Genomic DNA, 22,809 nt, shown 5'->3' with positions numbered 1-22,809 from the left:
CCGTGCGTCGCCGATATGATCGGGAGACTGTGACTTCCGGCAACGAGATCCTCCCATCGCGCGCCGGCGTCGCGACGCAGACCGTCCGGCGCTCCGGGCGCGCGGCTCCGCCGTCGCGCTGGTCGCGTCGCCGGGGTGTACTGGCTGTCTTCTCTGTGGTCGCCACCGCGGGATTCGTCGCCGCGACGCTCGTTCCGCTCGTCTCGTTCCCCGACCCTGCCGAAGCGACGCAACTCGACCCGCTCTCGCTCTACGCGTCGGCGGTCGAGGACGCGCAGCGCTACCAGGCCGGTGACGCTCCGACCGTCGAGCTCGAGCGGGCGAGTGAGTACACCGTCTACGTGAAGCCCACCCCGACGCCTACTCCGCCTCCCCCGGCCGGGTCGTCCTCGTCGAAGCGGTCGTCCTCCTCCTGGCAGCCGCCGTTCGTCTCGCCGAATCCCGGCAGTGCGCAGGCCATCGCGTACGACATGGTGACCGCTCGCGGCTGGGGGGATTCGGAGTTCGCCTGCCTCGTCGCGCTCTGGAAGAAGGAATCCGGCTGGCGGGTGAACGCCTACAACGCCTCGAGCGGTGCCTACGGCATCCCGCAGGCCACCCCGGGCCGCAAGATGTCCTCGGTCGGATCCGACTGGGAGACGAACCCTGCGACCCAGATCACGTGGGGCTTGAAATACATCCAGGGTCGCTACGGCACCCCGTGCGGCGCCTGGGGGAAGTCGCAGCGCTCGGGCTGGTACTGAGCCGTGCCCCGGTCGAATCGGCGCAAGCCCAGCGGTCCGGACGCGTCGTTCGACCGTCTCCTCGCGGGCTGGAAGCGCACGGAGCAGCGCCGCGGTGTCGAGTGGACGGTGCAGCCGGTGTCCGCCGTCCAGGCGCAGAAGGACTACGTGTGCCCGGGATGCGGACGGACCGTGGCGGCCGGGACGGCGCACGTCGTCGTCTGGCGTGCCGACGGTGTGCTCGGGGATGCCGCGGACCTGGCCGCGAGGCGGCACTGGCACACAGCGTGCTGGCGGATCGCCTGATCAGAGTTCGTTCTGGCGGGGGATCAGCACCTGGCGGTAGATGATCAGAACGCTCGCCGCCACGGGGATGGCGATGAGCGCACCCAGCAGGCCGAGGAGCGATCCACCCGCGAGGGCGGCGATCACGACGACGGCACCGGGTACCGAGACGGCCCGACTCATGATCCTGGGGGAGAGGAAGTACGCCTCGACCTGCATGTAGACGAGATACCAGACGAGGGCGACGAGCGCGGTCAACGGCGACGCGAGCCCCAGGCAGGCGAGCACGATGATGGCGGATCCGGTCAGGGTCCCCACCAGCGGGATCAACGAGAAGAAGAAGGCGATCACGGCCAGGACTGCGGGGAACGGCGCCTTGATGATGGTGAGGAAGATGGCGCTCAGGATGCCGTTGATCGCGCCGAGGACGACCTGCCCCATGACGTAGTAGCCGACGGACGCCGTGATCTGCTCGGAGAGCCCGACGAAGCGCTCGCGCTTCGAGGCCGGTGCCAGTTGGTAGACGGAGCGCTTGAGGGAGCGCATCGAGGCGGTGAAGTAGATCGTCAGGATGAGGACGATGATGGTCCCCGTCGCCGTCGCGACGATCCCCGCACCGAAGGAGAGCAGTCCGGTGCCCAGGGAGGCTCCGATCTCGGCGAAGTCGAGCCCGTTCCACCATTGGTTGACGTAGCTGAAGACCATGTCGACCTGCAGCAGCGGGAATGTCTGCGTGAGCCAGTCCCGCGCGACCGTGACCGGGTTCCACTCCTGATCGACCGCGCTCTCCACCAGTGTCTGGATCTGCTGGACGAGCTTGGCGATCTGGTCGACGAGGACCGGGACCACGATGAGCACGAGCGCCGTCGCGATGGCGAGGAGGCCCGCGAAGGTCGCCAGCAGCGCGCCCCAGCGGGGGAGTCCGCGGCGTTCGAAGAACGACACGACGGGGTCGAGTCCCAGGGCGAGGAAGAGGGCCGTCCCGATGTAGAGCAGGACGGTCGACAGGGTCTGCACCCCGGTGAGGATGAGGATGCCGACGCCCACGCCGAGGGTGGCGATCAGCGCGGTGCGGAACGGATGCTGGATCTTCACGGTGCCCTCTCCCAGGTCTTCCCTCACCCTAGTTCGCCGATGCGCCCGGACGCGGGAGCGACGCCCTCCCACGCGTTTGCCAGCACCGTTCGCTAGGCTGGAATGTCGAATGATCGGCCGTGCACCCCGGATGCCGGCTGGAGGAGGGCGGCAGTTCGTGAGATTCGTGTGGGCGATCATCGCCTTCGTCCTTGCCACGCTGATGATCGGCGCCGGAGTGGCCCAGCGCACGATCCTCGAGGCACCGGCGACCGAGACGGCGACCCTCACGACGGATGCCGACGCCCCCTACGTCCTCATCGACGGTGCGGTCCTCGCCAGCCACCCGGGCGCGCAGACCCTCCGCATCGCGGGCGACGGCCCGGTCTTCGCCGCCTACGGTCGGACGCAGGACATCGCGGCGTGGCTGGCTCCCACCGAGTACGTCCACGTGACCCTCGGCGCCGAGGACCTGCCCGTCTCCGAGACCGTCGCCGCGTCGGCCCCCGTCGAGGGCGATGCGCCGACCGCGGCGCCCGCCGGGTCCGACCTCTGGCTGGACGAGTTCGAGCAGGACGGGTCTCTCGCCACCACCCTCCGCCTCCCCGCGGACATGAGCGTTCTGGTCGCCTCGGACGGCACTGCGGCGGCCCCCTCCGAGCTGAGCGTCACCTGGCCGACCGGCGCGACGACGCCGTGGGCCGGACCGCTGCTGGCCGGCGGCATCCTGATGGCCGTCGTGGGCCTCGTCCTGTACATCCTCGCTCTGCGTCACGTCCGGCGGTCCCGGGGCCCGCGTCGCAAGGGTCTGCCGACCACTGCGACGCAACCCATCGACCTCTCGGTCGAGCAGGCGGAGAAGGGCGTCATCACGGCGGCTCCCGCGCGGAAGCGACTCGGTCGCGGACGGCGCCCGTTCGTCGCGCTCTCCGCCCTCCTCGTCGGCGGGATCGCGCTCACCGGCTGCTCGCCCGACGCCTGGCCCGACCTGCAGCCCGAGGCGACGCCATCGCCCTCGGCATCCGTCATCGTGCCCGAGGGCCAGGGAGCGCCCGCCGTGACGAAGACGCAGGCCGAGCGCATCCTCGGCCGGATCTCCGAGCAGGTCGCCGCCGCCGACGAGGCGAAGGACCCGAAGGCCGCCGCGCTGCGACTCACGGGGCCCGCCCTCACCGAGCGTGAGACGAACTACCGACTCCGCACCGAACTCCCCGATGCCGACCCGCTGCCCGCCATCCCGGCCGGCACGATGACCGCGCTCCTGCCGCAGGCGAAGAACGACTGGCCGCGCATGTTCATGGCGGTGGTCGAGGACGCGGACGGCGTCGCCACCGTCATGACGGCGACGCAGAGCGACCCGTGGGCCGAGTACAAGGTCGCCTACATCTCGAGTCTCCGCGCCGATGCCACGATGAACCTCGCCGCGGAGTATGTCGGTGCCGTGGCCGTCGAGCCCACCTCACCGTTCCTCCTCATGCCGCCCGAGAACCTGGCCGCCGCGTACGCCGACGTCCTCGACAAGGGGGACAAGAGCGAGTTCGCCGCCCTGTTCGATGAGAAGACCGACACGTTCCGCTCCCTCGTCGCCGAGAATCGCGCGGCCGTCCTGAAGAAGTTCAATGAGACCGGTGAGGAGACCGGCCGGGTCTCGTTCCAGGCCGAGCCCGGCGATTCCGAGCCGCTCTCGCTCGTCACACTCGACAGCGGCGCGATCGTGGCCGTCACCGTCACGGAGAACGAGACCGCCGTCCCGACCGATTCCGACGCCGTGATCAAGCTCGGCGAGAACGTCGTCGTGAAGGCGCTCTCGGGCGTCTCGCAGTCGAGCACCGGCTTCCAGACCCGTTACACCGATCAGCTGTACTTCTTCGTGCCCGCGCAGGGTTCGAACGACAAGATCCAGCTGCTCGCCTCCCGTTCCAACGTCCTCGACGCCAAGGTGGTTGAAAAAGAGTGAGCACCCCCGCACCCGGCGCCGTCCTCCGCGGCGCCGTCGATCTCTCGTCCCTCCGCAACCGGCCCGCGGGACAGCCCGAGGCCGCCGCGCCCGCCGGCGGCGGGGCCCCGGCATCCCGCCTCATCTTCGACGTGACGGATGCCGACTTCGGTCAGGTCCTCGAGCTGTCGCGGACGGTCCCCGTCGTCGTCGACCTCTGGGCCGACTGGTGCGGCCCCTGCAAGCAGCTGAGCCCCGTGCTCGAGAAGCTCGTGACCGAGCTCGGCGGCCGGCTCGTGCTCGCGAAGGTGGACGTCGACGCGAACCCGCAGCTCGCGCAGAGCTTCCGTGCGCAGTCGATCCCGCTCGTGGTCGCCCTCGTCGCCGGTCAGCCCGTCCAGCTCTTCACGGGGGCCGTGCCGGAGGCGCAGGTGCGCGAGGTCTTCACGCAACTGCTGCAGCTCGCCGCGCAGCACGGGGTGACCGGGACGGTGCCCGTCGAGGGCGCTGAGACGGATGCCGAGGACCGCCCGGCCGCCTTGCCGCCGCTCCATCAGGCGGCCTTCGACGCCATCGAGTCCGGTGACTACCAGGCCGCCGCGGCAGCGTACGAGCAGGCTCTCGCCGAGAACCCCCGCGACGAGGACGCGAAAGCCGGCCTCGCGCAGGTGCATCTGCTCGGCCGTGTGCAGAACCTGGACCTCGCCGCCGCGCGCGCCGCTGCCGCTGCCGCTCCGCACGACGTCGAGGCGCAGTTCGCCGTCGCCGATCTGGATCTCGCCGGCGGGCACGTCGACGACGCGTTCGCGCGACTGCTGGATCTGTTCGCCGCCCTGCCGGCGGACGAGCGCGCGCCCGTGCGGGCACGTCTGCTCGAACTCTTCGGCGTCGTGGGCGACGCAGACCCTCGGGTCATCCGAGCGCGGGGACGACTCGCGAGTCTGCTTTTCTGACAGAGGAAAGGGGGTCCGGGCATCAGCCCGGACCCCCTGTCTCTCACGCCTGGTGACGGAGCCAGAGGACGCCGAGCGGCGGCAGGACGACGGTCGCGGTGCCGTCGGCATCCGTCGTTACGCCGCCGAAGTTGCCGACCCCGGACCCGCCGAACTCCTGCGCGTCGCTGTTGAGGATCTCGGCCCACGCACCGGCCCCGGGCAGGGTGATCCGCACGTCGTGGCGGGGGGAACCGGCGAAGTTGCACAGCACGACCACCGTGCCGCCGTCGTGGTCGCGGCGCGCGAACCCGAGGATGTTGCCGTCGGGGGTGTGCGGCCAGACGCGCGAGAAGGCGGACCCGTCGGTGTCGCGCGACCACAGCGGCGCTTCGTCCCGGTAGGTGCGGTTGAGGGCGGCGACGAAATGCTGCAACTGCTGGTGCGCCGGCTGATCCAGCATCCACCAGTCCAGGCCGCGCCCCTCGGACCATTCGGACATCTGCCCGAACTCCTGCCCCATGAACAGGAGCTGCTTGCCCGGGTGCCCCCACATGTACGCCAGGAAGGCTCGCATGTTGGCGAGCTGCTGCCAGTGGTCGCCCGGCATCCGGGTGAACAGCGACCCCTTGCCGTGCACGACCTCGTCGTGGCTGATGGGGAGCACGAAGTTCTCGCTGAACGCGTAGACGAACGAGAACGAGAGCTCGCCCTCATGGTGCGACCGGTACAGCGGGTCGCGGCCGATGTACACGAGCGAGTCGTTCATCCAGCCCATGTTCCACTTGAACCCGAAGCCGAGACCGCCCTGGCTGGTCGGAGCCGTCACACCGGGGAAGCTCGTCGACTCCTCCGCGATCATCGCGATGCCCGGGTAGCGCTTGTAGGCGGTTGCGTTGACCTCCTGCAGGAAGCGGATCGCCTCGAGGTTCTCGCGGCCGCCGTGGATGTTCGGCTCCCACTGCCCTTCCTCGCGGGAGTAGTCCAAATAAAGCATCGAGGCGACGGCGTCGACACGCAGGCCGTCGACGTGGAACTCCTCGAACCAGTAGAGCGCGTTCGCGACGAGGAAGTTCCGCACCTCGTTGCGCCCGTAGTCGAAGATGTACGTGCCCCAGTCGCGGTGCTCGCCGCGCCGGGGATCCGGGTGCTCGTAGAGCGGGGCTCCGTCGAAGCGCGCGAGCGCGAACTCGTCCTTCGGGAAGTGCCCGGGCACCCAGTCCATGATGACGCCGATGCCCGCCTGGTGCAGCCGGTCGATGAGATAGCGGAGGTCGTCGGGTCTGCCGAAGCGGCTCGTCGGGGCGTAGTAGCCCGTCACCTGATAGCCCCACGAGCCCCCGAAGGGGTGCTCGGCGAGCGGGAGGAACTCGACGTGGGTGAAGCCCTGCGCCCCCACGTAGTCCACGAGCTCGTCGGCGGCGTCGCGGTAGCTGAGACCGGGCCGCCACGAGCCGAGATGGAGCTCGTAGGTGGACATCGGCTTGTCGTGCACGGAGCCCGACGCCCGCGCGGCGATCCATTCGTCGTCCGACCAGGTGTACTCGCTCTCCGTGACGACGGATGCCGTTGCGGGCGGGACCTCGGCGGCCCGGGCCATCGGGTCGGCCTTCATCACCCAGTGGCCCGCGGCGGTGAGGATCTCGAACTTGTAGGCCGAGCCCGCGCCGATGCCCGGGACGAACAGTTCCCAGACGCCACTCGATCCGAGCGAGCGCATGGCGTGCTGGGTGCCGTCCCATCCGTTCAGATCGCCGACGACGCGGACGGCCCGGGCGTTGGGCGCCCATACCGCGAAGGAGACGCCGCTGACGGGGCCGTAGTGGCGGACGTGGGCCCCGAGGACGGTCCACAGCTGCTCGTGGCGCCCCTCGCGGATGAGGTGCAGGTCCATCTCGCCGAGCGACGGCAGATGCCGGTACGGGTCGTCCACGCGGTAGTCGGGAGCGCCCTCGTACGTCGCGACGAGATCGTAGGCGGTCGGCTGCGTCTCCGCGACGCCTTCCCAGACCCCTTGACGGATGTGCTCGAGCTCGACGCGGGAGCCGTCGGCCAGCACGGCGGTCACGGTCTGCGCGAAGGGGCGCCGCGCCCGGATCACCCATTCGTCGCCCTCGGGGTGCGGGCCCAGCACGTCGTGGGGGGCGTGGTAGGCGCCGGCACCGACGGCATCCAGGATCGAATCATCGGGACGGGTCATGAGTGTGCCTTCACGTGGAGGATGTGGATGGGTTCGGCGAAAGCGTCGAGTCGGACGTAGTTGTGCTCGTTCCACGTCCAGCGCGCGCCGGTGAGGAGGTCCTCGACCTCGTAGTCGTGGCCGCGGGGGAGTCCCCAGATCTGCGAATCGACGTGCACCGTCGTCTCGCGCGCCGAGTGCGGGTCGACGTTCACGACGACGATGATCGTGTCGGATTCGCCGCGCTCGGCCACCGCCGCGGGCAGGTGCTTCACGTAGGCGACGATCGCGTCGTCGTCCGTGCCCTGAAGGTGCAGACCGCGCAGCTGCCGGAGCGCGGGATGCGCCCGGCGGATCTCGTTCAGCCGCCGCAGGAACGGGGCGAGGGAGTCGCCCGCGGCCTCGGCCCCCGCCCAGTCGCGGAACTTGTACTCGTACTTCTCGTTGTCGATGTTCTCCTCGGACCCCGGGCGGGCGACGTTCTCGTAGAGCTCGTATCCCGCGTACACGCCGTAGCTGGCCCCCGCGGTGGCCGCGAGAGCGGCGCGGATCCGGTAGGCGGGACGCCCGCCGAACTGCAGGTACTCGGTGAGGATGTCGGGGGTGTTGACGAAGAGGTTCGGGCGCATGAAATCCGCCGTCTCGTCCGAGATCGAGGCGAAGAACTCCTCGAGCTCGGTCTTGGTGTTGCGCCACGTGAAGTACGAGTAGCTCTGCTGGAAACCGCTCTGTGCGAGGGCCCGCATCGGCATGGGACGGGTGAACGCCTCGGCCAGGAAGACGACGTCGGGGTGCTCGGCGTTGACGGTGCGGATCAGCCACTCCCAGAACTGCAGCGGCTTGGTGTGAGGGTTGTCGACGCGGAAGATCTTCACCCCCTGTCGGATCCAGTGCTGGACGATGCGCAGCACCTCGGCGCGGATGCCGACCGGGTCGTTGTCGAAGTTGACCGGGTAGATGTCCTGGTACTTCTTCGGCGGGTTCTCGGCGAAGGCGATCGAACCGTCCGGCAGTGTCGTGAACCACTCCGGGTGCTCGGTCACCCAGGGGTGGTCGGGAGCGGCCTGGAGGGCGAGGTCCAGGGCGATCTCCAGGCCGTGGGCGTTCGCGGTGTCCACGAACGCGCGGAAGTCCTCGAGCGTCCCGAGGTCGGGGTGGACCGCATCGTGTCCGCCGTCCGCCGAGCCGATGGCCCACGGCGATCCCGGGTCCCCGGGACCGGCGTTCAGGGTGTTGTTGGGGCCCTTGCGGTTCACCTCGCCGATCGGGTGGATGGGCGGGAGGTAGAGCACGTCGAAGCCCATCGCGGCGACGGCGGGGAGGCGTTCGGCCGCCGTCCGGAAGGTGCCGCTGCGGACGGTGCCGTCCGGCAAGCGGACCGCCCCCTCGGAGCGCGGGAAGAACTCGTACCAGGCGCCCACGCCGGCTCGCTCGCGCTCGACGAGGAGCGTGTTCTCCTCGTGGAGGGTGTGGAGCGAGAGGGCGGGGCGGTCGGCGAACGCCCGGGCGAGCCCCGGGTCGCGCACCACGATGAGGGCCGCCTCGTCGTCCACGGCGTCATCGCGGAGGGCGCGCGCCGCGGAGGTGAGGGCGGTGCGCTCCTCGACGGGACGGGTCTTCTCCGCGGCGGCGCGCTCGAACAGCCGCGCGCCCATCTCCCGCATGAGAATCGGGTCGACACCCGCGGCGATCTTCAGCTCGGCTGCATGACGCCAGGTCGCGTAGTCGTCGGCGAACGTCTCGAAACGGAACTTCCAGGTGCCTTGCTCGAGGGGTGCCACGACGACGCGCCAATTGTCGAAGCCGTCGTCGAGGGGCCGGAGCCGGTGGAGCGTGACCGCGCCCGAGGGCGCCGTCAGACGCAGGTGCACGCCGATGCGGTCGTGTCCCTCGCGGAAGGCGGCGACCGTGAACGGCACCGCCTCGCCGACGAACGCAGTCGGCGCGAACCGGCCGCCCGGGACGCTGGGACGATGGGAGGCGATCGGGATGCGGCCGTTGCGGATGCCGGCATCCTTCCTGGTCGCCTTCACCGGTCGGACCGGGATCTCAGCGGAGCTGCGGACGGAAGCGGGGGAGATCTGTGTGGCCACGTTCCGAACCTACCGGTGCCGAGGAAGGCTCGAAACGGCCTGGATCACTCGGCCCGGAACAGGTACATTGACGGGCCGGTCGCGGTGAACGCGTCGCCGGGGGAGAGCGGGGCGGCATCCGAGCGCGGACGCTCGTCGACGCTCGACCACAGGGGGGCGAAGCGCGTCACACCCTCCAGCGCCGGAAGGGTGATCTCGACGTCGCTCTCCCGGCCGTGGACCACCAGGAGCGTGCGGTTGGGCGCTTCGCTCTCGGGTGTGGAGCAGGCGTCGTACTGCAGCGTGCGGTGCGAGGGATCCGTCCACTGCTCCACCGACATCGTGTTCCCCTGCTCGTCGTACCAGTCGATGACGGACGCGCCCGGAACGGTCTTCTCGGCATGGGCGAACCGGACGGGTCGCAGCGCCGGGTTCTCCCGGCGGATGCGGGTGAGCAGCTCGACGTGGGCGTGCAGGTCGTCCTGCCAGGGTTCGCGGCCCCAGTCGTACCAGGTCAGCGCGGAGTCGTGGCAGTACGCGTTGTTGTTGCCGTGCTGCGTGCGCCCGATCTCGTCGCCCGCGGTGATCATCGGAACGCCCGCCGAGAGCAGGAGCGTGCCCAGCAGGTTGCGCATCGCGCGCCGGCGGGCGGCGAGGACGGCCTGATCGTCGGTCGGCCCCTCGAAGCCGTGGTTGAAGGAGCGGTTCGTGTCCGCCCCGTCCCGCCCGTGCTCGCCGTTGGCCTCGTTGCGCTTGGAGTCGTAGGAGACGAGGTCGTGGAGGGTGAACCCGTCGTGCGCGGTGACGAAGTTGACGCTCGCGAGCGGTCCGCGCTCGGCGCTGAACGTGTTGGCCGATCCGGCGAGCCGGGTCGCGAACCCGCCGATCCCCACCGGCGTGACCTCGGCGCGGCGGGAGTAGTCGATGTCGCTCAGCCAGAAGTTGCGGACCCGATCGCGGTAGCGGTCGTTCCACTCGCTCCAGCCGGCGCCGAACGCCCCCGTCTGCCAGCCGCCGGTGCCGACGTCCCAGGGTTCGGCGATCATCTTGACGCCCGCCAGCGCGGGGTCCTCGACGATCGCCTGCAGGAGCGGGTGCTCCGGGGTGAAGGCGTGGGAGGCATCGCGCCCCAGGACGGGGGCGAGGTCGAAGCGGAACCCGTCGATCTGCACCTCGTTCGCCCAGTAGCGCAGCGAATCGAGGACGAGGCGGGACGCGGCATCCGTCGACGTGTTCAGGGAGTTCCCGCATCCCGTCACGTCGATGTAGGTTCCGTCGTCGGCCTGCCGGTAGTACGACCGGTTGTCGATCCCGCGGAAGCTCGAGCGGGGCTCGCCGAGTCCCTGCTCGGAGGTGTGGTTGAAGACGACGTCGAGGATGACCTCGATGCCGGCCGCGTGCAGCAGCTTCACCATCCCCTTCACCTCGCGGAGCACCGCGGTGGCGCCTTCGGCCTGGGCGGCGGCCGTCGCGTACGGGGCGTGCGGCGCGAAGAAGCCGACGGAGTTGTAGCCCCAGTAATTGGTCAACCCCAGCTGCAGGAGGCGGGGCTCGCTCGCGAAGGCGTGGACCGGGAGCAGCTCGATCGCGGTCACCCCGAGGCTCCGGTAGTGCTCGATCATGGCCGGATGCGCCATCCCGGCGTAGGTGCCGTGCAACGCCGCCGGCACACCGGGATGCCGCTTGGTGAGGCCTTTGACGTGCGCTTCGTAGACGACGGTGCGATCGAGCGGCGTCGCCGGCTTCGCGACGCCGCCCCAGTCGAAGCAGTCGTCGACGACGACGGAGCGCCAGGAGTGGATGCCGGGGGCCGACAACCCCCGCGCGTAGGGATCGATCAGCAGCGTCGCCGGGTTGAAGGTCATCCCGGGGCCGTGCGGTCCGTCGACCCGCACGCTGTAGGTGACGCCGACCCGCAGCGCGGGCGTCGTCGCCTCCCACACGCCGCCGCCCACGGGGGCCAGCGGGACGGTGTCGACGATCCAATCCGGGTCGTCGTCGTCGAAGACCACGAGCTCGACGTCGGTGGCGTGCTCCGACCACACCCGCAGCGTCCCGCACCCGTCGTGCAGGCGTACCCCGAGCCGGTCGTAGACGTCCGACAGCATCCCCGGAACGGGGGTGTCGGACGCCGCGGTCGTCGGGCCGGCCGGAGCGGAGGTCATGCGTCCTACAGTAGTGAGCAGGCGATGAAGGTCAGCGGCAGGCGGAGGGTCATGGCGGTCTATCTCGACCACGCGGCATCCACTCCGCTGCGGCCGGAGGCGCGTGATGCGTGGCTCGCCGCGTCGGAGGTCACCGGCAACGCGTCGTCCGTGCACGGCGCGGGCCAGGCGGCGCGGAGGCTGCTCGAGGACGCCCGTGAGCGGATCGCGGCGGTGCTGGGGTGCGACCCCATCGAAGTGGTGCTGACCTCTGGGGGCACGGAGTCGGTGAACCTCGCCCTCCAGGGGACGTGGTGGGCGCGCGACCCGGACCGGTCGGCGGTCGTCCTGCCCGACGGCGAGCACCACGCGACCCTCGACACGGTGTCGTGGCTCGCTTCCGCCCAGGGGGCGGAGGTCCGTCCCGTGCCGCTCGACGAGAGCGCGGCGATCGATGTCGCTGCCTTCGATGCGGCACTCCCGGGCGCCGCCCTGGCGACGGCGCTCGTGGCCAACAACGAGGTCGGGAGCGTGTCGGATGTCGCCGCCCTGGCCGCGTCGGCGGCGGCGGCAGACGTGCCCCTCCACCTCGACGCCGTCGGGGCCATCGCCCATCTGTCGCTCGACTTCGCCGCGCTGCGGGGACCGGGAGCCGGTCGCGGCGGACTCGTCGCGCTGAGCGTCGCAGGCCACAAGGTGGGGGCGCCGGTCGGGACGGGGGCGCTCGTCGTGTCGCGTCACGCCCGCATGGGCGCGGTCCTTCACGGCGGCGGGCAGCAGCGTGGCCTCCGCTCGGGCACACCGGATGTCGCGGGTGCCGCCGCCCTGGCCGTGGCCCTGGAGCTGACGGCGGCGGAGCGCGCCGCCGAGGCGGAACGCCTGCGCGCGCTGTCCGACCGGCTCCTGATCGGTGTGCACGACATCGCCCCGGAGGTCCGGCTACTCGGTGCACCGGATCGGCGACTGCCCGGTCACCTGCACCTCCTCTTCCCCGACGCACTGGGGGAGACCCTCCTCTTCCTCCTCGACTCCGCGGGCGTGCGCGTGTCGACCGGATCGGCATGCCAAGCGGGTGTCGCCGAGCCGAGCCACGTCGTCCTCGCCCTCGGTCGCACCGATCGCGAGGCCCGTTCGGTCCTTCGGGTCACGCTCGGGCGCACGACCACGGCGGCCGACGTCGACGCGTTCCTCGCCGCCCTCCCCGAGGCGCACCGCCGCGCGGCGGCGTCCAGCGCCCGTGCGGGGTCGCGCTCGTAGACTGGGACGATGCGCGTACTGGCAGCCATGAGCGGTGGGGTCGATTCGGCCGTCGCCGCGGCGCGCGCGGTGGACGCGGGTCACGACGTCGTCGGCGTCCACCTCGCGCTCTCGCGCGCCGGAGGCACCCTCCGCACCGGCAGCCGGGGCTGCTGCACGATCGAGGACGCACTCGACGCCCGGCGCGCGGCCGACCTGCTCGGCATCCCGTTCTACGTGTGGGACTTCTCCGAGCGCTTCCGCGACGACGTCATCGACGACTTCATCAGCGAGTACCGGGCGGGGCGCACGCCGAACCCGTGCATGCGGTGCAACGAGAAGATCAAGTTCGCGGCCCTGCTCGAACGGGCCCTCGAACTCGGTTTCGACGCCGTCTGCACCGGCCACTACGCGACCCTCGTCGACGGTCCGGAGGGGCGCGAACTGCATCGCGCGTCGGATGAGGCGAAGGACCAGTCCTACGTCCTCGGGGTGCTCACCGCGGACCAGCTCGCCCACACCTACTTCCCGCTCGGGACGACGCCGTCGAAGGCCGTCGTCCGCGCCGAGGCCGCCGAGCGCGGTCTGACGGTCGCGCAGAAGCCGGACAGCCACGACATCTGCTTCATCCCCGACGGCGACACCCGCGGGTGGCTCGCCGAGAAGGTGGGCGCCGAGCAGGGTGACGTCGTGGACCGCGAGGGATCGGTCGTCGGGCGGCACGAGGGAGCGCACGCGTTCACGGTCGGTCAGCGCCGGGGGCTGCAGCTCGGCGTCCCCGCCGCGGACGGCAAGCCGCGGTTCGTCCTCGAAGTGCGTCCCGTCTCGAACACGGTCGTCGTCGGGCCGAAGGAGGCTCTCGCGACGGCGGAGATCTCCGGGGAGCGGCACAGCTGGGCCGGACGTGCTCCTGCCGACGGCGTGTTCGCCTGCGACGTGCAGATCCGCGCGCACGCCGATCCGGTCCCCGCTCGGGCGAGCGTGCGAGACGGGTCGATCACGGTCGTCCCCGAGACCCCTTTCGACGGCGTCGCGCCCGGTCAAACGGCGGTGCTGTACGACGGGACCCGGGTGATCGGGCAGTTCACGATCGCGCGGACCGTCTCCGCCGTTCCCCAGAACGCCTGACCCGGCGGCCCCGTTCGACCTCGGCGAACGCCGCGCGGAGGTCGGTGTGCGCGAACCGGAATCCGGCGTCGACGAGCCGCTCGGGGAAGACCCATCTGCTCTTGAGGATCAGCTCGGGCTCGGTCCGCAGCACCCACATGGCGATCTCGAGCATCCAGCGCAGCGACGGCAGGCCCACCGGCATCCCGACGACGCCGCGGAGGGTGCGCATGAGGGTGCGGTTGTCGGATGCCTCGGGCACCGCGATGTTGACGGGGCCGGAGATGTCGTCCCGCTCGATGAGGAAGCGGACGGCGCGGAGCACGTCCTCGATGTGCACCCAGCTGAAGCGCTGGCGCCCCCGGGTGCGGTACCAGGGCGGCCGGTCGCCCGTCGGCTCGTCGCCGATGCCCCGGTAGCGACGGTGCGGCGGGAGCCAGCCGTCGTGCTGCGGCCCACCGAGTCCGGTACGTGCGAGGGTGAGCAGCATCCGGGAGGCGGGACCGTCGCCGACGACGATCGCCAGACGCAGGGCGACGCGGCGCGTGCGCGACAGTTCTCCCGCGAAGAACGCACGCTCCCACGACCGCGCGACGTCGACCGAGAAGCCCTGTCCGAGTTCGCCGCCCGATTCGGTGTTCGGGCGGTCCATCGCGTGGCGGTAGATCGTCGCGGTGGACGCATTGAGCCAGAGCCGGGGCGGAGCGGATGCCGCGGCCACCGCAGCGTGCAGGGCGCGCGTCGTCTCCACCCGCGACCGCAGGATCTCGTCGCGGTTGCGATCGGTGTAGCGACAGTCGACGGACTTCCCGGCGAGGTTCACGAGCAGGTCGGAGCCGTCGACGGCGGCCGCGAGCGCGGCGGGGTCGTCCCAGCGGACGGCGGCGGTGCGTCCGACGGTGACGACGTCGTATCCGTCGTCCGTGAGGGCTGCGACGAGAGCCTCGCCGATGAATCCGCCGGCACCGGCGACGACGGCACGAGGACGGGACATGCCTCGACGCTACCCGGTCACGTCGCCGGTAGATTCCGACCATGAACTCCGAGGGCCGGGAACACGCGGCATCCGTGTACGAACGCGCCGTGGGACCCGGCATCCGCTCGCTGCCTCCCGTGCTGCGACGCTACTTCGGCCCGGTGCCGGAGGGACACGTCGGCGTGGGGGAGGGCGTCTACTCGATCGTCGGCTCGCGCTACCGGCGGACGGCCGGGGCGCTGCTGCGGTGGTCCGCGCGACACGACGTGCTGTTCCCCGAGAGCGGGCGCGACATCCCGTTCGTGGTGGAGAACCGGGCCGCCGCGGACGGCACACTCCGGGGGACGCGCTGGTTCGGCTTCCCGCGGACGACCCGCGTGATGCGCGACACGATGCACGTCGACGGCGGCGAGATCGTCCAACGGCTCGGTCGCCGCGGCGGTCTCGAGGTCCGTCTGGCCGCCCGTGCGTCGGCGGAGGGGATGCTGCTGCGCTCGCGCCGTCTCGCGTGGTGGATCCGCGGCCTCCGGGTCCCGCTGCCGCGCATCGCGGGGGTGGAGGTGCGGGAGACGGAGGACGGGAACGGCCGGCAGCGCGTCGACGTCCGACTGCGGATGCCGCTGCTCGGCGAGGTCTTCCGCTACTCCGGGACCTTCGTCTACCGCATCCGGCCGGAGCGCGGAACGGTCCCGGCGGTGTCGCCGGCCCTCCCTACACTGTCGATGTGGCTGACGCAGAACTCCCCGAACTGACCCTCGATGAGGCCCGCGCAGAGGCCGCGCGGCTCACGGAGAAGATCCTCGGCGCGCGCGAGGCCTACTACGGGGGCGACGTCGGTCTGGTCGACGACGCCACCTACGACGGGTGGATGCATCGCCTCGAAGCCATCGAGCGCGCGCACCCCGAGCTGCAGGGGCAGGATTCGCCGACGCAGACCGTCGGCGCGGCGGAGTCGTCGATGTTCGCTCCCGTCGAGCACGCCGAGCGGATGCTGAGCCTCGACAACGTCTTCTCGCCGGACGAACTGCGGGAGTGGTGCACGAAGGCCGAGGCCGCAGCGGGGCGCAAGGTGCGATGGCTGACGGAGCTCAAGATCGACGGGCTCGCCATCTCGCTGCGCTACGAGAACGGCGTGCTGACCTCGGCGGCGACCCGCGGCGACGGCCGCATCGGGGAGGACGTCACGGTGAACGCGGTGCGCGTGGCCGGCATCCCGGAGCGGCTGTCGGGGGAGGGGCATCCCCCTCTCGTCGAGGTGCGGGGGGAGGTCTTCATCCCGGTGGCGGCCTTCGAAGAACTCAACGCGCTGCAGGCGCGTCTGCGCGACCGCGTCGTCGCCGACGCCGCCTCCCGTGCCCGCTACGACGAGGAGAAGGTGCAGAAGAGCGCGGCGCGACGCTTTCCGGCGTTCGCCAATCCGCGCAACGCCGCGAGCGGAGGTCTGCGCCAGCAGCTCGACAAGAAGTCGGGGCTCGAACTCGAAGCCGGCGAGGCCCGTCTCTCGTCCCTCCGCATGTACGTCCACGGCATCGGGGCCTGGCCCGACCCGCCCGTGTCCGCTCAGAGCGAGGTGTACGGCCTGCTCGCCGAATGGGGCCTGCCGGTCAGCCCGTATCCGCAGACGTTCGACGACGTCGACGGCGTTCTCGCCTTCGTCGCCGAGTACGGCGAGAAGCGCCACTCGGTCGCGCACGAACTCGACGGCATCGTCGTGAAGGTCGACGAGTTGTCCCTGCACGACGAGCTCGGCGCGACCAGCCGTGCCCCGCGCTGGGCGATCGCGTACAAGTACCCGCCCGAAGAGGTGCAGACGCGGCTCCTCGACATCATCGTGTCGGTCGGGCGCACCGGCCGCGCCACCCCGTACGCGCAGATGGCACCGGCGCTCGTCGCGGGCAGCGTCGTGCGCCAGGCGACCCTGCACAATCAGGACGTCGTCAAGGCGAAGGGCGTCCTGATCGGCGACATGGTCGTGCTCCGCAAGGCCGGGGACGTCATCCCCGAGGTGCTGGGCCCGGTCGCCGAACTCCGCGACGGCACGGAGCGCGCCTTCGTCATGCCGACGGCGTGCCCGGAGTGCGGATCGACCCTCGCGCCGGCCAAAGAGGGCGACATCGACCTGCGCTGCCCCAACACGCGCGGCTGCCCGGCGCAGGTCCGAGGGCGCGTCGAGCACATCGGCTCGCGTGGCGCGCTCGACATCGAGGCGCTCGGCGAGGTCACTGCGGCCGCGCTGACCCAGCCGATCGATCCGCAGCAGCCGGCGCTCGAGACCGAGGCGGGACTGTTCGAGCTGACGCTGGAGCGGCTCGTGCCCATCGAGGTCATCGTCCGCGACGCCGAGACCGGCGAACCGCGGGTCGACGAGAGCACCGGCGAGGTCGTCCGCCGCGCGCCGTTCCGCCGCAACCCCACCGCAGCGGAGAAGAAGGAGGGCCTCACGGGTCCGCAGCCGTCGGCGCAGGCCCTCACCCTCATCGACGAGCTCGAGAAGGCCAAGACGAAGGACCTCTGGCGCTTCCTCGTCGCGTTGAACATCCGCCACGTCGGACCCGTCGCCGCCCGCGCCCTGGCGCAGTACTTCGGCTCGCTCGACGCGATCCGGGCCGCCTCGCGCGACGAGCTCGCCGCGGTCGACGGTGTCGGCGGGATCATCGCCGACGCGCTCATCGACTGGTTCGCCGTCGACTGGCACGTCGAGATCGTCGACCGCTGGACCGCCGCGGGCGCGCGGCTGGCGACGCCCGGGCACCCGGGTCCCGGCGCCGCGGCCGCGGCCGGAGGAGTGCTCGAGGGCATCACCGTCGTCGCGACGGGGTCGCTCGAGGGGTACACCCGCGAGGGCGCGCAGGAGGCCATCATGCAGGCGGGCGGCAAGGCGGCGTCGAGCGTCTCGAAGAAGACGGACTTCGTCGCCGCCGGGCCCGGTGCGGGATCGAAGCTCGCGAAGGCCGAGGCCCTCGGCATCCGGATCATCGACGCCGCGCAGTTCCACGTCCTCGTCACCGAGGGTCCGGCCGCGCTCGGCGACGCTCCCGCCGCGGAGTGACGCTCAGGCGTCCTTCGCGAGGAGCGCGTCGCGCACCTGTCGGCGCAGGACCTTGCCGATGAGCGACCGCGGCAGCTCCTCGACCGTCTCGATCCGCTTCGGCACCTTGTAGGGCGTCAGCCGGGTGCGGGCGAACGCGCTCACGTCCTCGACGTCGACCTCGCTCACCCCCGGCGAGGGGATCACGACGGCGACGACTTGCTCGCCGCTGTGCGCGTCGGGGAGACCGACGACGGCGGCATCCGCGACCTGCGGGTGCTGCCGGAGCGTGGCCTCCACCTCGGAGGGCGACACGTTGAACCCGCCCGTGACGATGAGTTCCTTCAGACGGTCGACCACCCGGAAGAACCCGTCGGCGTCGCGCTCGACGATGTCGCCGGTGTGGAACCAGCCGTCGACGAGCACCTTCTCGGTCTCCTCCGGCTTGCCGTAGTACCCCGAGAACACCTGCGGTCCCCGCACCACAAGTTCGCCCGGCTCGCCGTCGCCGAGGACACGGGACGGGTTCTCGGGGTCGACGACCCGCGCGTCCGTCCCCGGGATCGGGATGCCGATGGTGCCCGCCTTCCGGTTGTCGGCGGGCGGGTTGACCATGAGGACGGGGGAGCACTCGCTCAGGCCGTAGCCCTCGATGAGGTAACCGCCGGTCGCCTCCTCGAACGGCTCGACGAGGGCAGGGGAGAGGGCCATCGCCCCCGAGACACCGATCCGGATGCCGCGGATCGACGCGCCGCGTTCGCGTGCCCGCGCGAGCAGCCGCTCGGCGATGGGAGGGACGAGCGGGAGGACGGTGGGCGGGTGCTTCTTGATCGCATCGATCACCATGTCGGCGTCGAACTTGGGGAAGAGCACGAGACGCGCCCCCATCGACATGGCGAAGGTGAGGCAGAGGGTGAGCCCGTAGGCGTGGAACATCGGCAGGACGGCGTAGAAGACGCATCCGTCCCCGCGCTGCACGGCCGGGATGAACGCCTGGCTTTGCCGGGCGTTGGCGAGCAGGTTGCGGTGCGTCAGCATCGCCCCCTTCGGCGTCCCCGTCGTCCCCGAGGTGTACTGCAGGACCGCGAGGTCGTCGGTCCGCGGACCGGGGTGGGATGCCGCCAGGGCGGGCGTCCGCACGAGGTCGTCCCACGACAGCGCACCGCGCGCCGGCGAGGTCAACGCGGCTCGCGATTCCCGCGCCTTCTTCACGGGCAGGCGCAGGGCGAGGCGCGTGTGCAGGGGCAGCGCCCGCGTGACGTCGACGGCGACGAGCGCCTCGACCCGGAGGTCCGCGGGGAAATCCTGCACGGTCGGCGCGACCTTGTCCCACACGATGGCGTGCCGCGCGCCGTGGTCCTGGAACTGCGTCCGCAGCTCCCGCGGGGTGTAGAGCGGGTTGTGCTCGACGACGACCGCGCCCAGTCGCAGGACGGCGTAGAACGCGATGATGTGCTGCGGGCAGTTGGGGAGGACGATCGCGACCCGGTCGCCCTTGTTCACCCCGAGATCGCGCAGCCCCGCGGCCGCCCGGTCCACGGCGTCGTGCAGGGCCGCGTAGGTCGTCTCGCGGCCGAAGAACTGGAGGGCGGGCGCGTCCGGGTAGTCGCGGGCGGACTCGTCGAGCAGGTCCATCAACGACCCGTCGATGGGCGGCAGGTCGAGGGGGACGCCCTCACCGTACGAGGAGAGCCACGGGCGATCGGCGGAGGGCGAATCGGTCACGCCCCCAGCCTAGGGCGCGGGTCGGCGCGGGCTCGGGAGGGCGACCGGGCCGAACTAGACTGTCGGGGTGTCTGAAATCACCCCCGATCTCGTGCGCCATCTCGGCGTGCTCGCCCGGATCCAGCTGAGCGACGAGGAGGTGGAGCGGCTCACCGGCCAGCTCGACGCGATCGTCGACAACATCGCCAAGGTGTCCGAAGTCGCCACCCCCGAGGTCGCCGCGACGAGCCACCCGATCCCGCTGCGCAACGTCTTCCGTCCCGATGTCCCCGGCGACATGCTGACCGTCGACGAGGTGCTCCAGAACGCACCGGATGCCGCCGACGGCCGGTTCCGCGTGACCGCGATCCTGGGGGAGGAGCAGTGAGCGACATCCTGAAGCTGACCGCCGCCGACCTCTCCGCGAAGCTGCGCTCCGGCGAGCTCTCGAGCGTCGAGGCCACGCAGGCCCACCTCGACCGCATCGCCGCCGTCGACGGCGACGTGCACGCCTTCCTCCACGTCTCCGACCACGCGGTCGAGGTCGCGGCCGACATCGACCGCCGCCGCGCTGCCGGCGAGGAGCTCGGCGAACTGGCCGGCGTGCCCCTGGCGATCAAGGACGTCCTCGTGACGACCGACATGCCCTCCACGAGCGGTTCGAAGATCCTCGAGGGCTACATGTCGCCCTACGACGCGACCGTCGTCGCACGGTCCCGGGCGGCGGGCCTCGTCCCGCTCGGCAAGACCAACATGGACGAGTTCGCGATGGGCTCGTCGACCGAGCACTCGGCGTACGGCCCGACCCGGAACCCGTGGGACCTCGATCGGATCCCCGGCGGCTCCGGCGGCGGTTCGGCCGCTGCGGTCGCCGCGTTCGAAGCGCCGCTCGCGCTCGGTTCCGACACGGGCGGCTCGATCCGCCAGCCCGCGCACGTCACCGGCACCGTCGGTATGAAGCCGACGTACGGCGGTGTGAGCCGCTACGGCGCGATCGCCCTCGCTTCCAGCCTCGACCAGGTCGGTCCCGTCTCGCGCACCGTCCTCGACTCGGCGCTCCTGCACGACGTCATCGGCGGGCACGACCCGCACGACGCGACGTCGCTGACCGACGCCTGGCCGTCGTTCGCCGCCGCCGCCCGCGAGGGCGCGACCGGCGAGGTCCTCAAGGGTCTGAAGGTCGGCGTCATCCGCGAGCTCGACGACTCCGGCTTCCAGTCCGGCGTGTCGGCATCCTTCCGAGCGTCCCTCGCCGCGATGGAGGCCGCCGGCGCCGAGATCGTCGAGATCAGCGCACCGCACTTCGAGTACGGCGTCGCCGCGTACTACCTGATCCTCCCGGCGGAGGCGTCCAGCAACCTGGCGAAGTTCGACTCGGTCCGTTTCGGGATGCGGGTGAACGTGCCCGGCGGCACCGTCGAGGACGTCATGGCCGCCACGCGCGACGCCGGCTTCGGCGACGAGGTCAAGCGCCGCGTCATCCTCGGCACCTACGCGCTCTCGGCGGGCTACTACGACGCCTACTACGGCAGCGCGCAGAAGGTCCGCACCCTCATCCAGCGCGACTTCGACGAGGCGTTCGCGCAGGTCGACGTCATCGCGACGCCGTCCGCGCCGACGACCGCGTTCCGTCTGGGCGAGCAGCTCGACGACCCGCTGCAGATGTACCTCAACGACGTCACGACCATCCCGGTCAACCTCGCCGGCGTCCCCGGCATCTCGATCCCCTCGGGCCTCGCGGAAGAGGACGGGTTGCCCGTCGGCATCCAGTTCGTCGCTCCCGCCCGCGAGGACGCGCGACTGTACCGCGTGGGGGCGGCGCTCGAGGCGCTGCTCGTCGACAGCTGGGGCGGTCCGATCCTGGACCGCGCCCCGATCCTCGGAGGAGCCCGCTGATGGCCAAGGACGCGCTGATGGACTTCGACAAGGCGCTCGAGCTGTTCGAGCCCGTCCTCGGATTCGAGGTCCACGTCGAGCTCAACACCGAGACCAAGATGTTCTCGCCCGCCGGCAACCCCGCGAACGAGGCGAACCACGATGCGGCACCCAACACGCTCGTCGCGCCCGTCGACATGGGGCTGCCGGGGTCGCTGCCGGTCGTGAACGAGACCGCCGTCCGCTACTCGATCAGCCTGGGCCTCGCCCTCGGCTGCTCGATCGCGCCGTCGTCGCGGTTCGCGCGGAAGAACTACTTCTACCCCGACCTCGGCAAGAACTACCAGATCTCGCAGTACGACGAGCCCATCGCCTTCGAGGGCAGCGTCGAGATCGAGCTCGAGGGCGGCGACGTCGTCGTCGTGCCGATCGAGCGTGCGCACATGGAGGAGGATGCCGGCAAGCTCACGCACATGGGCGGCGCGACCGGTCGCATCCAGGGCGCCGAGTACTCGCTCGTCGACTACAACCGCGCCGGCGTGCCCCTCGTCGAGATCGTCACCAAGCCGATCTTCGGCACGGAGCACCGCGCCCCCGAGGTCGCCAAGGCCTACGTCGCCGCGATCCGCGACATCGTGCGCTCGCTCGGCATCTCCGAGGCCCGCATGGAGCGCGGCAACCTCCGCTGCGACGCGAACGTCTCGCTGCGCCCGCGCGGCCAGGAGAAGCTCGGCACCCGCACCGAGACGAAGAACGTCAACTCGATGCGCTCGGTCGAGCGCGCGGTGCGCTACGAGATCCAGCGCCAGGCCGCGATCCTCGCCGCCGGCGGCACCATCACGCAGGAGACGCGGCACTGGCACGAGGACACCGGGCGCACCTCGCCGGGCCGTCCCAAATCGGATGCCGACGACTACCGCTACTTCCCCGAGCCCGACCTGCTCCCCGTCGAGCCGTCCGCAGAGCTCATCGAAGAGCTCCGCGCGGCGCTCCCCGAGGCTCCGGCGGTGTACCGGCGCCGCCTGAAGGCGGAGTGGGGGTTCACGGACCTCGAGTTTCAGGACGTCGCGAACGGCGGGCTGCTCGCCGAGGTCGAGGCGACGATCGCCGCCGGCGCGTCACCGGCATCCGCCCGCAAGTGGTGGACGGGCGAGATCACCCGCATCGCGAACGCGCAGGGCACCGAGCCCGCCGCCCTCGTGTTGCCGGAGTCGGTGGCGCAGCTGCAGAAGCTGGTGGATGCCGGCACCCTCACCGACAAGCTGGCCCGTCAGGTCCTGGAAGGCGTCATCGCGGGGGAGGGCACGCCGCAGGAGGTCGTCGACGCCCGCGGTCTCGCCGTCGTCTCGGACGACGGGGCCCTCATCGCCGCGATCGACGAGGCCCTCGCCGCCCAGCCCGACGTGCTGGCTAAGATCCAGGACGGCAAGGTCCAGGCGGCCGGCGCCGTCATCGGTGCGGTCATGAAGGCGATGAAGGGCCAGGCGGATGCCGCCCGTGTCCGCGAGCTCATCCTGGAGCGCGCCGGCCAGTAACGTC

17 protein-coding genes are annotated in these 22,809 nt (G+C 71.2%); 11 read left to right on the top strand and 6 right to left on the bottom strand.

The genetic code is table 11. The features are described 5' to 3' along the window. Positions 1-29 precede the first annotated feature (29 nt). Positions 30-743: an aggregation-promoting factor C-terminal-like domain-containing protein gene (locus Q9S71_RS10480; protein WP_311862260.1), complete on the top strand. Its 714-nt coding sequence runs from the start codon at positions 30-32 to the stop codon at positions 741-743. Positions 744-746: 3 nt separating this feature from the next. Beyond that, entirely contained in the window at positions 747-1,028 is a 282-nt protein-coding gene (locus tag Q9S71_RS10475) for a hypothetical protein (protein ID WP_217532004.1), read from the top strand. On the opposite strand, the gene Q9S71_RS10470 is transcribed toward Q9S71_RS10475, so the two are convergent. Then, positions 1,029-2,102 (bottom strand): AI-2E family transporter, encoded by a 1,074-nt coding sequence (locus tag Q9S71_RS10470; RefSeq protein ID WP_311863241.1) that lies wholly within the window; start codon positions 2,100-2,102, stop codon positions 1,029-1,031. 157 nt (positions 2,103-2,259) lie between these two features. On the opposite strand from Q9S71_RS10470, the gene Q9S71_RS10465 reads away from it, so the two are divergent. Then, positions 2,260-4,038 carry a DUF8094 domain-containing protein gene (locus Q9S71_RS10465; RefSeq protein WP_311862258.1) on the top strand — a complete coding sequence of 593 codons (1,779 nt, stop codon included), beginning with the start codon at positions 2,260-2,262 and terminating at the stop codon, positions 4,036-4,038. After that, positions 4,035-4,970, top strand: coding sequence for a tetratricopeptide repeat protein (locus Q9S71_RS10460; RefSeq protein ID WP_311862257.1), 936 nt, complete (start codon positions 4,035-4,037; stop codon positions 4,968-4,970). The genes Q9S71_RS10465 and Q9S71_RS10460 overlap by 4 nt, the downstream gene beginning before the upstream one ends. Positions 4,971-5,013: 43 nt before the next feature. Here the strand turns inward: Q9S71_RS10460 and glgB are convergent, their stop codons facing one another. The 3 genes from glgB to glgX are packed head-to-tail and all read right to left on the bottom strand — an operon-like array spanning position 5,014 to position 11,365. Then, positions 5,014-7,149 (bottom strand): 1,4-alpha-glucan branching protein GlgB, encoded by a 2,136-nt coding sequence (glgB, locus tag Q9S71_RS10455; protein WP_311862255.1) that lies wholly within the window; start codon positions 7,147-7,149, stop codon positions 5,014-5,016. Beyond that, a complete protein-coding gene (locus Q9S71_RS10450; protein WP_311862253.1) occupies positions 7,146-9,221 on the bottom strand; it encodes an alpha-1,4-glucan--maltose-1-phosphate maltosyltransferase in 2,076 nt (691 codons plus the stop codon). The genes glgB and Q9S71_RS10450 overlap by 4 nt, the downstream gene beginning before the upstream one ends. 44 nt (positions 9,222-9,265) lie before the next feature. Continuing rightward, positions 9,266-11,365: a glycogen debranching protein GlgX gene (glgX, locus tag Q9S71_RS10445; RefSeq protein ID WP_311862252.1), complete on the bottom strand. Its 2,100-nt coding sequence runs from the start codon at positions 11,363-11,365 to the stop codon at positions 9,266-9,268. A gap of 51 nt (positions 11,366-11,416) precedes the next feature. On the opposite strand from glgX, the gene Q9S71_RS10440 reads away from it, so the two are divergent. Further along, a complete protein-coding gene (locus Q9S71_RS10440; protein ID WP_311862251.1) occupies positions 11,417-12,601 on the top strand; it encodes a cysteine desulfurase family protein in 1,185 nt (394 codons plus the stop codon). 9 nt (positions 12,602-12,610) lie between these two features. Continuing rightward, positions 12,611-13,708 (top strand): tRNA 2-thiouridine(34) synthase MnmA, encoded by a 1,098-nt coding sequence (gene mnmA, locus Q9S71_RS10435; protein ID WP_311862250.1) that lies wholly within the window; start codon positions 12,611-12,613, stop codon positions 13,706-13,708. On the opposite strand, the gene Q9S71_RS10430 is transcribed toward mnmA, so the two are convergent. Beyond that, complete coding sequence (locus tag Q9S71_RS10430) at positions 13,665-14,681, bottom strand: epimerase (RefSeq protein ID WP_311862249.1); 1,017 nt, start codon at positions 14,679-14,681, stop codon at positions 13,665-13,667. The two genes, mnmA and Q9S71_RS10430, sit on opposite strands and share 44 nt — an antisense overlap. Before the next feature lie 41 nt (positions 14,682-14,722). Here Q9S71_RS10430 and Q9S71_RS10425 point away from each other — a divergent pair, with 41 nt between their 5' ends. Together Q9S71_RS10425 and ligA are read left to right on the top strand one after the other, a co-directional pair. Beyond that, complete coding sequence (locus Q9S71_RS10425) at positions 14,723-15,415, top strand: DUF4166 domain-containing protein (protein WP_311862248.1); 693 nt, start codon at positions 14,723-14,725, stop codon at positions 15,413-15,415. After that, complete coding sequence (ligA, locus tag Q9S71_RS10420; RefSeq protein ID WP_311862247.1) at positions 15,388-17,712, top strand: NAD-dependent DNA ligase LigA; 2,325 nt, start codon at positions 15,388-15,390, stop codon at positions 17,710-17,712. Before Q9S71_RS10425 ends, ligA begins: the two co-directional genes overlap by 28 nt. Positions 17,713-17,715: 3 nt before the next feature. On the opposite strand, the gene Q9S71_RS10415 is transcribed toward ligA, so the two are convergent. After that, complete coding sequence (locus tag Q9S71_RS10415) at positions 17,716-19,416, bottom strand: long-chain-fatty-acid--CoA ligase (protein WP_311862246.1); 1,701 nt, start codon at positions 19,414-19,416, stop codon at positions 17,716-17,718. A gap of 67 nt (positions 19,417-19,483) precedes the next feature. Here Q9S71_RS10415 and gatC point away from each other — a divergent pair, with 67 nt between their 5' ends. Genes gatC through gatB form a run of 3 tightly spaced genes read left to right on the top strand, consistent with a single transcriptional unit; the run spans position 19,484 to position 22,805 of the window. Continuing rightward, on the top strand, positions 19,484-19,783 hold the full coding sequence (gatC, locus tag Q9S71_RS10410) for an Asp-tRNA(Asn)/Glu-tRNA(Gln) amidotransferase subunit GatC (protein WP_251580976.1): 300 nt from the start codon (positions 19,484-19,486) through the stop codon (positions 19,781-19,783). Further along, the gene (gatA, locus tag Q9S71_RS10405; RefSeq protein ID WP_311862242.1) at positions 19,780-21,291 is read left to right on the top strand and encodes an Asp-tRNA(Asn)/Glu-tRNA(Gln) amidotransferase subunit GatA; all 1,512 of its coding nucleotides are present in this window, start codon (positions 19,780-19,782) and stop codon (positions 21,289-21,291) included. Before gatC ends, gatA begins: the two co-directional genes overlap by 4 nt. Next, positions 21,291-22,805, top strand: a complete 1,515-nt coding sequence (gatB, locus tag Q9S71_RS10400) for an Asp-tRNA(Asn)/Glu-tRNA(Gln) amidotransferase subunit GatB (RefSeq protein WP_311862241.1) — start codon at positions 21,291-21,293, stop codon at positions 22,803-22,805. The genes gatA and gatB overlap by 1 nt, the downstream gene beginning before the upstream one ends. Positions 22,806-22,809 lie beyond the last annotated feature (4 nt).

The organism is Microbacterium gawkjiense (assembly GCF_031932225.1).
In the GTDB taxonomy this organism is placed as follows: Bacteria; Actinomycetota; Actinomycetes; order Actinomycetales; family Microbacteriaceae; genus Microbacterium; species Microbacterium gawkjiense.
This window is presented reverse-complemented; position numbering and strand designations above follow the sequence as displayed.

Excerpts from the sequence above, each read along its gene's own strand:
- gatB (WP_311862241.1), top strand. The coding sequence starts at position 21,291 with ATGGCCAAGGACGCGCTGATGGACTTCGACAAGGCGCTCGAGCTGTTC.
- glgX (WP_311862252.1), bottom strand. The coding sequence starts at position 11,365 with ATGACCTCCGCTCCGGCCGGCCCGACGACCGCGGCGTCCGACACCCCC.
- Q9S71_RS10430 (WP_311862249.1), bottom strand. The coding sequence starts at position 14,681 with ATGTCCCGTCCTCGTGCCGTCGTCGCCGGTGCCGGCGGATTCATCGGC.
- Q9S71_RS10425 (WP_311862248.1), top strand. The coding sequence starts at position 14,723 with ATGAACTCCGAGGGCCGGGAACACGCGGCATCCGTGTACGAACGCGCC.
- glgB (WP_311862255.1), bottom strand. The coding sequence starts at position 7,149 with ATGACCCGTCCCGATGATTCGATCCTGGATGCCGTCGGTGCCGGCGCC.
- mnmA (WP_311862250.1), top strand. The coding sequence starts at position 12,611 with ATGCGCGTACTGGCAGCCATGAGCGGTGGGGTCGATTCGGCCGTCGCC.
- Q9S71_RS10440 (WP_311862251.1), top strand. The coding sequence starts at position 11,417 with ATGGCGGTCTATCTCGACCACGCGGCATCCACTCCGCTGCGGCCGGAG.